10 protein-coding genes are annotated in these 12,773 nt (G+C 72.1%); 7 read left to right on the top strand and 3 right to left on the bottom strand.

What is annotated here, in order from left to right; translation table 11 throughout:
* Positions 1-208: 208 nt before the first annotated feature.
* The 3 genes from ACIRL2_RS00425 (at position 209) to ACIRL2_RS00415 (ending at position 5,854) form a co-directional block, all read left to right on the top strand.
* Positions 209-3,583 carry a pyruvate carboxylase gene (locus tag ACIRL2_RS00425; protein WP_395859659.1) on the top strand — a complete coding sequence of 1,125 codons (3,375 nt, stop codon included), beginning with the start codon at positions 209-211 and terminating at the stop codon, positions 3,581-3,583.
* Positions 3,584-3,957: 374 nt separating this feature from the next.
* On the top strand, positions 3,958-4,845 hold the full coding sequence (locus ACIRL2_RS00420) for an RNA polymerase sigma factor SigF (protein WP_395859658.1): 888 nt from the start codon (positions 3,958-3,960) through the stop codon (positions 4,843-4,845).
* Between the two features lie 121 nt (positions 4,846-4,966).
* On the top strand, positions 4,967-5,854 hold the full coding sequence (locus tag ACIRL2_RS00415; RefSeq protein ID WP_395859657.1) for a SigB/SigF/SigG family RNA polymerase sigma factor: 888 nt from the start codon (positions 4,967-4,969) through the stop codon (positions 5,852-5,854).
* A gap of 52 nt (positions 5,855-5,906) precedes the next feature.
* On the opposite strand, the gene ACIRL2_RS00410 is transcribed toward ACIRL2_RS00415, so the two are convergent.
* Together ACIRL2_RS00410 and ACIRL2_RS00405 are read right to left on the bottom strand one after the other, a co-directional pair.
* Positions 5,907-6,698, bottom strand: coding sequence for a PIG-L deacetylase family protein (locus ACIRL2_RS00410; protein WP_402229083.1), 792 nt, complete (start codon positions 6,696-6,698; stop codon positions 5,907-5,909).
* A 131-nt stretch (positions 6,699-6,829) separates the two neighbouring features.
* Positions 6,830-8,209, bottom strand: coding sequence for an MFS transporter (locus ACIRL2_RS00405; protein ID WP_402229601.1), 1,380 nt, complete (start codon positions 8,207-8,209; stop codon positions 6,830-6,832).
* A gap of 361 nt (positions 8,210-8,570) precedes the next feature.
* On the opposite strand from ACIRL2_RS00405, the gene ACIRL2_RS00400 reads away from it, so the two are divergent.
* Positions 8,571-9,035: a MarR family winged helix-turn-helix transcriptional regulator gene (locus ACIRL2_RS00400; RefSeq protein WP_395859909.1), complete on the top strand. Its 465-nt coding sequence runs from the start codon at positions 8,571-8,573 to the stop codon at positions 9,033-9,035.
* A 122-nt stretch (positions 9,036-9,157) separates the two neighbouring features.
* On the opposite strand, the gene ACIRL2_RS00395 is transcribed toward ACIRL2_RS00400, so the two are convergent.
* On the bottom strand, positions 9,158-9,961 hold the full coding sequence (locus ACIRL2_RS00395) for a hypothetical protein (RefSeq protein ID WP_402229080.1): 804 nt from the start codon (positions 9,959-9,961) through the stop codon (positions 9,158-9,160).
* 143 nt (positions 9,962-10,104) lie between these two features.
* On the opposite strand from ACIRL2_RS00395, the gene ACIRL2_RS00390 reads away from it, so the two are divergent.
* From ACIRL2_RS00390 to ACIRL2_RS00380, 3 genes are all read left to right on the top strand, one after another.
* A complete protein-coding gene (locus ACIRL2_RS00390) occupies positions 10,105-11,127 on the top strand; it encodes a WD40 repeat domain-containing protein (protein WP_402229077.1) in 1,023 nt (340 codons plus the stop codon).
* 81 nt (positions 11,128-11,208) lie between these two features.
* Positions 11,209-12,066: an ABC transporter ATP-binding protein gene (locus ACIRL2_RS00385; RefSeq protein ID WP_402229075.1), complete on the top strand. Its 858-nt coding sequence runs from the start codon at positions 11,209-11,211 to the stop codon at positions 12,064-12,066.
* A gap of 96 nt (positions 12,067-12,162) precedes the next feature.
* On the top strand, positions 12,163-12,711 hold the full coding sequence (locus ACIRL2_RS00380; protein WP_402229073.1) for a DoxX family protein: 549 nt from the start codon (positions 12,163-12,165) through the stop codon (positions 12,709-12,711).
* The last annotated feature ends 62 nt before the right edge of the window (positions 12,712-12,773 follow it).

The following is a 12,773-nucleotide window of genomic DNA, read 5'->3' as shown; positions in this document are numbered from 1 at the left end:
AATTCGCAGGTGGGGCCGGGAATTCGGTCTGGTCCGATGTGCCCGGCATGTGGACCGGGCCTGCGGGGCACCTGCACACGTGTCCTAAAGTCACGCAGGTTCGACCCCGATGCCGTCGCCCCACCAAGGGCACGGCACTCTGTCGTCCCGAGGCACCCGTCCGATTTCCCCCGCACCCGGACACCCCGGGCAAGGAGGTACGTAGCTCGTGATCCGTAAGCTGTTGGTGGCCAACCGAGGCGAAATCGCCGTGCGCGCCCTGCGCGCCGCCACCGAGCTCGACATCACCACGGTCGCCGTCTACGCGTACGAGGACCGGCACTCGCTGCATCGCCAGAAGGCGGACGAGAGTTACGAGATCGGCGAGCGGGGCCATCCGCTGCGCGCCTACCTCGACGTCGACACCATCGTCGGCGCGGCGATCGCGTGCGGTGCCGACGCGATCTACCCCGGCTACGGCTTCCTGTCCGAGAACCCGCTGCTCGCCGAGGCGTGCGAGGCCAACGGGATCACCTTCGTCGGCCCCTCGGCCGAGGTGCTCTCGCTCGCGGGCAACAAGGTGCGCGCGCTCGAGGCCGCGAAGGGCGCCGGGCTGCCCACGCTGCAGACCGCGCCGCCGCAGGACGACGTGGACGCGCTGGTGGCCGCCGCGGACACGATCGGCTTCCCGATCTTCGTCAAGGCCGCCGCCGGCGGTGGTGGCCGAGGGCTGCGCAAGGTGGACCGCCGCGAGGACCTGCGCTCCTCGATCGAGACCGCGATGCGCGAGGCGCAGACCGCCTTCGGCGACCCCACCGTCTTCCTGGAGGAGGCGGTGATCCGCCCCCGCCACATCGAGGTACAGATCCTGGCCGGCGCCGACGGCGGCGTCGTGCACCTGTACGAGCGGGACTGCTCGATGCAGCGGCGGCACCAGAAGGTCGTCGAGATCGCGCCCGCGCCCAACCTGGACCCGGAACTGCGGGACCGGATCTGCGCCGACGCGGTGCGCTTCGCGGAGGCCGTGGGCTACCGCAACGCGGGCACCGTGGAGTTTCTGCTCGACGAGCGCGGCCGGTACGTGTTCATCGAGATGAACCCGCGCATCCAGGTCGAGCACACGGTCACCGAGGAGATCACCGGAGTCGACCTGGTGCAGGCCCAGTTGCGGGTCGCCTCCGGCGCGAGCCTGACCGATCTCGGGCTGGTGCAGAGCGAGATCCGGATCCAGGGCGCGGCACTGCAGTGCCGGATCACCACCGAGGACCCCGCGGCCGACTTCCGCCCGGACACCGGCACCGTGTCCGCCTACCGCTCGCCCGGCGGCGCGGGCGTGCGCCTGGACGGCGGTACCTACACCGGCGCCGAGGTGCTGCCCTACTTCGACTCGATGCTGGTCAAGCTGACCTGCCGGGGCCGGACCTTCGGCGACGCGGTCAACCGGGCCCGGCGCGCGGTGGCCGAGTTCCGCATCCGCGGCGTCGCGACCAACATCCCGTTCCTGCAGGCCGTGCTCGACGACCCGGCCTTCCGCCAGGGCCGGATCACCACGTCGTTCATCGACGAGCACCCCGAACTGGTCCGCTCCCGCCCGGGTGCCGACCGCGGCACCCGGCTGCTGGCCTACCTGGCCGACGTCACCGTCAACCGCCCTTACGGCCCGACACCGAGCATCGCCGTCCCGCGCACCAAGCTGCCCGAGCTGCCCACCGGCGACCTGCCCAAGGGCAGCCGGGACCGGCTCCTGGAGCTGGGCGCGGCCGGTTTCGCCCGGGCGCTGCGCGAGCAGAGCGCGCTGGCGATCACCGACACCACCTTCCGCGACGCGCACCAGTCGCTGCTGGCGACCCGGGTGCGCACCTACGACCTGGCCGCCGCGGCGCCCTACGTCGCGCGGATGACGCCGCAGCTGCTGAGCGTCGAGGCGTGGGGCGGGGCGACCTACGACGTCGCGCTGCGCTTCCTCAAGGAGGACCCGTGGCACCGCCTGGCGGCGCTGCGCGAGGGCATGCCCAACCTCAACATCCAGATGTTGCTGCGCGGTCGCAACACCGTCGGGTACACGCCGTACCCCGACAAGGTGTGCGTGCGGTTCGTCGAGGAGGCCGCCCGCACCGGTATCGACGTGTTCCGCATCTTCGACGCGCTCAACGACATCGAGGCGATGCGTCCGGCGATCGAGGCCACCCTCGGCACGCACGCGATCGCCGAGGGCACGCTGTGCTACACCGGCGACCTGTCCAACCCGGCCGAGAAGTTGTACACGCTGGACTACTACCTGCGGCTCGCCGAGCAGCTGGTCGAGGCCGGCGTGCACGTGTTGTGCGTCAAGGACATGGCCGGCCTGCTCCGGGCACCCGCCGCCCGCACCCTGATCGGGGCGCTGCGCGAGCGCTTCGACCTCCCGGTGCACCTGCACACCCACGACACCGCCGGCGGCCAGTTGGCCACCTACCTCGCCGCCGTCGAGGCCGGGGTCGACGCGATCGACGGCGCCTCGGCCGCGCTGGCCGGGACCACCAGCCAGCCGCCGCTGTCCGCGATCGTGGCCGCGACCGACTACACCGAGCGCGCCACCGGCCTGTCCCTGGACGCGCTGTGCGCGCTGGAGCCCTACTGGGCGGCGGTGCGCGAGGCGTACGCGCCGTTCGAGTCCGGCCTGCCCGCGCCCACCGGCCGGGTCTACCGGCACGAGATCCCCGGCGGCCAGCTCTCCAACCTGCGCCAGCAGGCCATCGCGCTGGGCCTGGGCCACAAGTTCGAGGACATCGAGGACGCCTACGCGGCGTCGAACCGGATCCTGGGCAACATCGTCAAGGTCACCCCGTCCAGCAAGGTGGTCGGCGACCTCGCGCTGCACCTGAGCGCGGTGGGCGCCGACCCGGCCAAGTTCGAGGCCGACCCCGGCGCGTTCGACGTGCCGGACTCGGTGATCGGCTTCCTCCAGGGCGAGTTGGGCACCCCGCCCGGCGGCTGGCCCGAGCCGTTCCGCACCCGCGCCCTCGCGGGCCGCACCGCGAGCGCGACGCGCACCGTGGAGCTGACCCCGGAGCAGGACGCCGCGCTGGACGGCGACGAACTGCGCGACACGCTCAACCGACTGCTGTTCCCCGGCCCGGCCAAGGACTACGACGAGGCCGAGCGGCTGTACGGCGACGTCTCCGCGGTGCCGACCGTGCCGTTCCTGTACGGCCTGGTCCAGGGCGAGGAATTGGCCATCAAGTTGTCCACGGGGGTCTCGCTCTACCTCGCGGTCGAGGCGGTCGGCGACGCCGACGAGCGCGGCTTCCGCACCGTGTACTGCCGGATGAACGGCCAGCCGCGGGTGCTCTCGGTGCGCGACCGCTCGGTCAAGCCGGCCCGTCCGGAGAGCGAGCGGGCCAACCCCGATAACCCGAAGCACGTGGCCGCGCCGTTCAGCGGTGTGGTCACCCTCCAGGTGGCCGTGGGCGACGAGGTCGAGGCCGGCGGCACGGTGGCGACCATCGAGGCGATGAAGATGGAGGCGTCGATCACCGCGCAGAGCGCGGGCACCGTGGCCCGGTTGGCGATCGGTGCGGTGTCCTCGGTCGAGGCCGGCGACCTGCTGCTCGAACTGGGCTGACCCGGCGGGGTCCGCGGCGGAGCGATCCGAGCGGGTCGAAGCCGATCGAATCCGGACCAACTCGATCGTTTTCCCGATCGGCCCGAACCACACGAACCACCACCCGAGCATTCGGGTGGTGGTTCGTGGCGCTTTTCGGACACGTTTGGCAGACGTTTGATTGCCTCATGTCCGATTTCACTGCGCCGTATGGGCTGCTTTCGCTCGTTTTTTCCGTTTCGTCGGTCCGTCGTTTCCCGAGGTGGGGCCGCATGTCGCGATCCTGACGTCAGGACGTACCCCCGGAGGGCTCTTGATCTTCCTGTGCTTCAGGTCACAGACTCGATGTCGCTCGGGGTTATCGGTGTCCATCCATCCGGATTGGGAGACCCTGCATGGCCGTGCGCCTGAGCACCCTCGACACGACCGCGGAACCCCGCGCCGCCGCACCCCCGCCACCACCGACCGTCGATCTGGACGACCTGCTGGCCCACCCGCACCTGGTCACCCGGCTGCCCACGCCGATGGCCCGGGCGGCGGGCGATCTGATGCTCGCCCGGCTCGCCACGCTGGAACCGGGCACCGTGGACCACTCGTATCTGCGCGGACTGCTCGTCGAGCTGAACCTGCCGATGGTCCGGCACGCCGCCGGGCGCTACCGGCGTCGCGGTGAGCCGGTCGAGGACATCGTCCAGGTCGGCACGATCGGCCTGATCAAGGCGATCGACCGCTACGAGGCGGATCGCGGCAGCAGCTTCATGGCCTACGCGATGCCGACCATCATCGGCGAGATCAAGCGCTTCTTCCGGGACACCTCCTGGTCCGTGCGGGTGCCGCGCCGGCTGCGCGAACTGCGCACCGAACTGCTGCGCGCCACCGACGAACTGACCGCGCTACACGGCCGCACACCCACGCCGCGCGAACTCTCCGAGCGGTTGTGCATCACCGAGGAGGAGGTGCTCGAAGGACTGGACGCCTGCACGGTGTACACCGCGACCTCACTCGACGAGACCGCCTACGGCGACGCGGACGGTCAGGAGACGGTCGGCGACCGGCTCGGCTCCGAGGACCACGCGCTCGATCTGGTCGAGTACCGCGAGGCACTGCGCCCGCTGTTGGCCGAACTGCCGCAGCGCGAGCGCGCCATCCTGGTCATGCGGTTCTACGGCAACCTGACCCAGGCGCAGATCGGTGAGCGGATCGGCATCTCGCAGATGCACGTGTCCCGCCTTCTCGCCCGGACCCTGGCGTCGCTGCGCGAACGGCTGATGATCCCGGGCTGACCACCCGCGCGCCCGGTCCGCCGACCGGGCGCGTTCCCCTTCCCGGTGGCAGCCGGAGGTTTGTTCGCCGGCGGGCCGAGAAGCCGCCAGGCGTAGGCTCGACTCGGGAAGGGGAACGCGCATGAGCGTTCGGCTCGACCGCAGGAACGCGCACGACGGCGTCGCCGAGGAGGCGCGGGAGGGTGTCCCGAGCGTCGACGAGGTGCTCGCCGAGCCGATCCTGATCGAGGGCTTGGCCCCGATGGCGGCGCGCGACCTCGGGGAGCGCATGTTGCGCCGGCTGGCCCGTTCCGAACCCGGCACCCGTACGCACAGCGAACTGCGCGGATGCCTGGTCGCGCTGAACATGCCGCTCGTGCGCCATGCCGCCGGACGCTACCGGCGCCGGGTCGAGCCGATGGAGGACATCCTCCAGGTCGGCACGATCGGCCTGATCAAGGCGATCGACGGGTACGACGGCGGCCGGGAGACCGGGTTCCTGGCGTACGCGATGCCTACCATCGCGGGCGAGATCAAGCGCTTCTTCCGGGACACGTCCTGGGCCGTGCGGGTACCGCGCCGGCTGCGCGAACTGCGGGGGGAACTGATGCGGGCCAACGACGCGCTGACCGCCGACCTCGGCCGCGAGCCGTGCGCCGCGGAGTTGGCGCGGCGGCTCGACCTGAGCGAGGCGCAGGTGGCGGAGGGACTCGCGGCGTGCTCGGCGTACAGCGCCTCCTCGCTCGACGAGTCCGCCTACGGCGACGCCGTCACGGTCGGCGAACGGATGGGGCGGGAGGACCACGCGCTCGATCTGGTCGAGTACCGCGAGTCGCTCAAGCCGCTGATCGCCGGCCTTCCGCAGCGCGAGCGGACCATCCTCGCGCTGCGGTTCACCGGTGACCTGACCCAGGCCCAGATCGGCGAACGCCTGGGCATCTCCCAGATGCACGTCTCGCGCCTGCTCACGCACACCCTGAAGGTGCTGCGGGAGGGCCTGACGACGGGACGCGAGAGCTTCGCGGTGTGAGGTGGGGCGGCGGGCCCGCCGCCCCACCGGCTGTTCGACTCCGGCGCCCGGGTCAGCGGAAGACGATCTCGAAGGGGCGGCGGAAGTAGGCGAGTTTCTCCGGGGGCAGCGGCACCCGGTCGTCGCGGCCCGGGACCAGCGGCGCTATCTGTGAGGCCAGGCAGGACAACGCCCGTTCCTTGCGCGCCTGTTGCACCTGGGTCAGGTCGACGCGCAGGGCCCGGCTCCAGGGCACCCGGCTGTCCTGCGGTCGCGCCCACTGCCACATCCGCAGCGGGAACTCCAGCAGTGCGACGCCGGTCTCGCGGGCCGCGACGTCGGCCGCGCGCCCGGTGCTCTCGTGATCGGCGAGGCCGTCCTCGCGCCAATTGCTCACGCACAGCGCGAAGTCGGCGACGAGTGGGATCAGGCGGTCCACCACGTCGCGTTCGTGCGTAGTGACCGCCCGGTCCGGGACGCGCAGCCGGATCACCTCGACCGGGGCCACTCCGCCGGGATTGCCGACGATCGTGGCGAACGCGCGGTCGGACTCGCGCACCCGGCGGGCGGCGAGTACGGAGCCCGGTAAGCGGCTGCCCGGGTGGGACGCGTCGCCGTCGGTGACGCTGACCACCCGTACCCGCGAACCCTCCGCCACCGCACGGGAGATGAGCCCGCCCACACCCAGGAGCGCGTCCTCCGGGTGCGCCGCGACCACCACGAGACCGCCGGCCAGGATCGGCCAGTCCTCGGGCAGCGCGCTCGGCAACGCTTGCCGCTGCCAGTCGGTCTCGGTGGTCCACCCGTGTCCGGGGGCCGGATCGGGTGCGGAGGAGCGTGATCCGCGGAAGGTGGGAAGGCTCATCGTGTCTCCCTGTCGAGAGGCGGAGTCGGGGTGGCGGTCTCCCAAGGGGGTGGTCGGCGCCGGGGTGGACTTACGAGCATCGGCTACCCGGGCGGGTTCTGGCCATGTGTGACGGGGGAATTACCGAGCGGTCAGCCCGCTGTCGGGACCGCCTCGGCGTCGTCCGTTCGCTTCGGCGCCGGGATGTGCGCGGCTTCGACCGGTTTGCGTCCGGGGATGAACAGCGCCACGAGCAGGCCCAGGACGGCCGCTCCGCAACCCAACCACAACGCGGTTACGAACGCGTCGTGCGAGGGGAACTCGCGTCCGCCCGCGCGCATCGTCATGTTCGCCAGCACGACGCCGATCACCGCGCTGGAGGTCGAGGTGCCGATCGAGCGCATCAGCGTGTTCAGACCGGTCGCCGAACCGGTCTCGCCGATCGGTACAGCCTGCATGATCAGCGACGGCATCGCCGCGTACGCCAGCGCGACGCCGAGCGCCGAGACCACCGTCATCGCGACGATCTTCCACAGCGCGTCGAGCATGAACACCGAGAGCGCGTAGCCGATCGCGATCACCAGAGTGCCCACCAGCAGCGAGACCTTCGGCCCGTAGGCGGCGGACAGCCGCGCGGACAGTGGGGACACCAGCATCATCACGATGCCGGACGGCGCCATGCACAGACCCGCGACGACCATGCTCCTGCCCAGCCCGTAACCGGTGTTCTCCGGGTTCATCAGCACCTGCGGGAACACCAGCGACTGGGCGAACATCGCGAAGCCGACCACGACCGAGGCGAGGTTGGTGAACAACACCTGCGGTTTTGCCGATATGCGTAGGTCCACCAGCGGTTGCGCGGTCCGCAGTTCGAGCCATCCCCAGCCGAGCAGTACGACGACCGCGACCGCGAGCAGGCCCAGAGTGGTCGCGCCGCCCCAGCCCCAGTCGGCGCCCTTGGTGATCACGAGCAGGAGCGCGACCAACCCGACGGACAGGCCCGCCGCACCGGCGAAGTCGAAGCGGCCCGGCAGGCGGACCGGCGACTCGGGGACCAGGAGCAGCACCAGCACGACGTCCAATGCGCCGATCGCGCCGGCCGCCCAGAACATCATGTGCCAGTCGGCGTGCTGCGCGATCAGCGCGGCCACCGGCAACCCGATCGCGCCGCCGATCCCCAGCGTCGCGCTCATCAGCGCGATCGAGGAGCCCAGCTTCGCGGGCGGGAGTTCGTCGCGCATGATGCTGATGCCGAGCGGGATCACGCCGAACGACGCGCCCTGGAGGAGGCGACCGATCACCATCGGGAGCAGTGAGTCCGACAGCGCGCACAACACGGAGCCGACGACCATCAGGCTCAGGCTGACCATCAGGATCCGGCGCTTGCCGAACATGTCGCCGAGCCTGCCCATCACCGGGGTGCAGACCGCGCCGGAGAGCAGGGTCGCGGTGACCACCCAGGACGCGTTGGCGGGCGAGGTGTCGAGCAGCCTGGGCAGGTCGGGCAGCAGCGGCACGACCAGGGTCTGCATGAGCGCCACGACCACGCCGCAGAAGGCCAGCACCGCCACCACCGACCCGGCCCGGTCCACGGGTCCGGGCGGGTGAGCGGGAGCGCCCGCAGGGCTCGGCTCGGATATGCCGCTCGGACCGGTCACGGACTGCCTCCAGGGTTCGCCGGGTGAATGGTGCGGTCGATCTGCCGTGGTCGACCCGGCGCGGTCGACGTGCCGTAGGCGACCTGCCGCGGTCGACCTGTCGCGGTCAACAAATGTGCACGATACACATCATGTGTATCGTGCACATTGCCTGGGGCGAGCGCTAGGGTCGTGGGGACGGCGCATTGGTGTGAAGGCGGGAGTGGACGTGTTGGAAGGGATCGAGCGGGAGCTGATGCTGATCGCTCGGCACCACGTCATGGGCAAGCGGCGGGGTGACGGCATGGAGCGCTCCGCCTACCTGCTGCTGACCCGCCTGGAGGTCGAGGGGCCGATGTCGATCGGACAACTCGCAGAAGCGTTTCGGCTCGACACCTCCACGGTGAATCGCCAGGTGGCCGCGCTGTTGCGGGCCGGCGACGCGGAGCGAATCGCGGACCCGGACGGTGGGCTCGCCCGCAAGCTGCGAATCACCGAGGGCGGCGCGGAACGGCTCGCGGGGGAGCGGGCGACGCACTGCCACGGTCTGGAGCGTGTCCTGGCGTCCTGGGACGAGGGCGAGCGGCGTGAACTGTTCGAGGTGCTGACCCGGTTCAACCGGTCGGTCGAGAACGTCGAGGGACGCGAGTGGCCGAGGAACGAACTCGCGCCGGAGCGTACGGGCGACGTGGCGCACACGGGCGGCGTTGCGCGCGGGTGAGCGCGGGCGGGGAGGTGCGCGGGTCGCCGAGTCCGGCGTCGGGCACAGGGGCGGGTCGCGGGTTGACGTGCGGCGTGCCGCCTCACCGCTCGGGGGTTGCCGGGCGGTGAGGTGACGAAGGGTCAGGGGCCTTTGTCCGGGCCGGATTCGGGCGCGGATTCGGGGTCGGCCGGCGGAGTGGGGTCGGTCTGCGGATCGGCATCGGGTGCCGACGTGGGCTCGGCGGTGGGGGTGAGCGCGGGCTCGGCCTCGGATGTAGTCCCGGGCTTCGGCGGGGACTTCGGGCCGGTGTCGGGCTTGGACTCCTGCGTGGGTGGGGACTTCGAGGCAGTCTTGGCATCGGCCTCGCCGTCGGCCGTCGGCTCCGGGACGGACTCGGTCGTCGGCTCCGACTCCCCGCTTTGATCCGGGTCCTGATTCGGGCCCGGTGCCGGGTCCTGGTTCCGGTCCCGTTCCGACCCGGGCTCGGGTGCGGAATCCGGGTCCGGCTTCGAAGCAGGTGTCGGCTCGTCGGCCGCCTCACCCGGCTCGGCCCTGTCCGGCTCCGGTGCGCTCGCGTCCGACGTGTCCGGCTTCGCGGTTCCCGATCCCGCCGCGGGAGCGCCCTCCGTCCGTGCCGCGGCCGTGTCCGTCGACTCCGGTTCCGTAGCGGGTCGTTCCGCCGCTCGGCCGACCGCCAGGGGCACCGGTACGGGCGCGGGTGCGGAGGCGGTCGCCGGGACGGGGGCCGCGGCGGGGTCGGCGAGGTCCTCGTCGTACCCGTCCTCCGCCCCGTCCGGGTCGTCCGCGAACCGGCGGCGGCCCGCGAGCGCGAGCAGGGCACCGGCCGCGACCAGGATCAGGCCCGCGACCAGGATTGTCGGCTCGTTCCCGCTGGCGCCCGCGATGTCCGCCGCGGTCGACGCCGTGCCTTCGAGGGTCCTCAACGGTGTGATCCGATCCATCGGCGAACAGGTCCGGTCGTCTTACTAGCAGACTCGCCGAACCCAGGGAAACCGGCCTCGACCTGAGAGTTTTCCTGGTCGAAACACGAAGGCGCAAGGATCGCCCCGCGAACAAGGGAGCCGCGATGACTGTCATGGCGACACGTACGGGGCTGGGCTGGGAGCACGGGATCGACGACGTACCGTCCGCCGTCGCGTTGTCGGGTGGATTGTGCGTGGTCGCGGGAGCCGCCGGTGGGGTTCGGCTGCTGGACGCGGCGACCGGGCAACTCCAGGGCCGGATCGTGTTGCCCGGCGGGGTGTACCGCGCCGGCTTCTCGCCCGACGGCACCGTGGTCGCGCTCGCCGGCCCCACCGGATACGCGCTGTGGCGGGTCACCGACGGCGCGCTGCTGATGCGTACACCGGGCCTGCCCGCGCGGTTCGCGTGGTCCGCGGGCAATCGGTGTGCGGTGTCCTTCGGCGGCGCGGTACGGGTCTACGCGGGCGATACCGGAACCGAGTCCTGGCGCGCGGTGGACGGTCCGGTCCAGGTGGACGACGTGGTCTGGGTCGACTCGGTCGGCGGGCTGGCGGTCGCGCTCGGCGGCGAGGTGCACATGTACGGGCCGCGCGGGCGGACGAACGTGTGGACCTACCCGATTCCGGTGCGGGTGCTCGCGGGCGCGCCGGACGGCGCGTGGTTGTGCGCGGCGGGCGACGCGCCGGGTGTGCACATCCGCGGCGCGGGCGGTACGCACGAGGACCTCGGCGCGGTCGGCAGTGCGCCGGTGGCCGGGCTCGCGCTGGATTGCGGCGGACACCGACTCGCCGCCGAGGATTCGGCCGGCCTGACCGTGTGGGATCTCGCCGCCCGCGGCGGCCGCGTGCGCCCGCGCCCGCGCCGGTTGCCCGCCCAACCGCACGCGTGCGCGCCGAGTTGGCGGCCGGGCGGCGGCGGACTGATGGCCACCTCGGGCGGCGACGGCATGCTCGTGGTGTGGGACGTGCGCGCCGGCTCGGCCCGCAAGGCGCCGACCCCGCTGGCCCGCCGGCACGTCTCGGCGCCGGTGACCGCGCTCGCGTGGCACGGCCGGGACGCGCTGCTGTTCGCGGACCGGACCGGACGGGTCGGCGCCCAGTGGTTCCGGGAGATCGGGAGCCGCTGACCGGGCCGGCGGTGCCGGCGGCACGATCACTTAGGTTAGCCTCGCCTTACATTCGCTGTGTACGGTCGGGAGGGTCCGCCCATGGAACTGCTCGTGGAAGATCTGCACGCCGGTTATCCGGGGCATCGTGCCGTGTCGGGCGTGGATCTGGCGGTGGCCGCCGGCAGTGTCGTCGCGATCGTCGGGCCCAACGGTTGCGGAAAGTCCACCCTGCTGCGCTCGATCGCCCGCCTGCACAAGCCGGATTCGGGTCGGGTCACCGTCGGCGGCGACGACATCTGGCGACTGAAGCCGCGTCAGGCCGCGCACCGGGTCGGTTTGTTGCCGCAGAACCCGACGGCGCCGGAGGCGGTCACAGTGGCCGGCCTGGTGCGCTACGGGCGGCATCCGCACCAGGGACTGTTCCGTCAGTGGTCGCGCGCGGACGAGCGGGTCTGCCGGGACGCGCTGACCGCGACCGGTGTGCTCGACCTGGCCGATCGGCGGGTGGACCGGCTCTCCGGCGGGCAGCGGCAGCGCTGCTGGGTCGCCATGGTGATCGCGCAGGAGGCGCCGGTGATGCTCCTCGACGAACCGACCTCGGCGCTGGACCTGGGGCACGCGGTGGAGGTGCTGGGCCTGGTCCGGCAGGTGGCGGCGGGTGGGCGCACGGTGGTGATGGTGCTGCACGACCTGCCCTCGGCGGCCCGATACGCGGACGTGCTGGTCGCCATGCGCGACGGCCGGGTGGTCGCCTCCGGGCCGCCTCGCGAGGTCGTCGACGCGGCGCTGGTGCGGGCGTTGTACGACGTGGACGCGGACATCCTGCGCGCGCCGGGCGACGGCACGCCCGTCGTGGTGCCCAGGATGGCCGGTGCCGGTGCCGGTGCCGGTGCCGGTGCCGAGGTCGTTTCGGTCGCGGGTGTCGAGCGAGCCGGGATCGGTCCATCCGGCGGGTGAGGCGATCGGTCCCGGGCGCCCGGTCCTCGCCCGGGCCGTGTGTTCGGGTAGGTTGCCCACACGAATGTGACGATGCGTCAGTTGATGAGGTGGGCAATGTTCGGCAGGAAGAATAAGGTCGCGGCGGCGGCCGAAGGCCGCGATGTGGCTGCGCTCGTGCTGCGCGCGACGCTCGGTCCGATGCTCTTCGCGCACGGCTACAACAAGGTCGCCGGCCCCGGCGGCCTCGCGGGCACCACCGGTTGGTTCGAATCGCTCGGGCTCAAGCCCGCCGAGGTGCACGCGCGCCTCGCGGCCGGCACCGAGATGGCGGCCGGCGTCGGCATAGCGCTCGGCGTGGCCAACCCGCTGCCGGCGGCGGCGACGGTGGGCCTGATGAGCGTCGCCGCGGCGACCGACCACAAGGGCAAGGGCTTCTTCGTCTTCAAGGGCGGCTGGGAGTACACCGCGGTCGTCGGCGGCGCCGCGGTCGCGCTGGCCGCGCTGGGCAACGGCAAGTACTCGGTGGACGCGCTGATCGGCCGCAGGAGGTCGGGCCTGCGCCCGGCCCTGTTCGCGGCCGGCGTCGGCGTCGCGAACGCCGCGCTCCTGATGAAGCTGTGCTACAAGCCGGACCCGAAGCCGGACGAGACCGTCGAGGCGTAAGCGCGACGAGGCCGTCCGCCCGTACGCCGGGCGAGGGCGTCGAGCGCAACGCGGACGAGACG

It is taken from the genome of Embleya sp. NPDC127516 (assembly GCF_044765325.1).
Taxonomy (GTDB): domain Bacteria; phylum Actinomycetota; class Actinomycetes; order Streptomycetales; family Streptomycetaceae; genus Embleya.
This window is presented reverse-complemented; position numbering and strand designations above follow the sequence as displayed.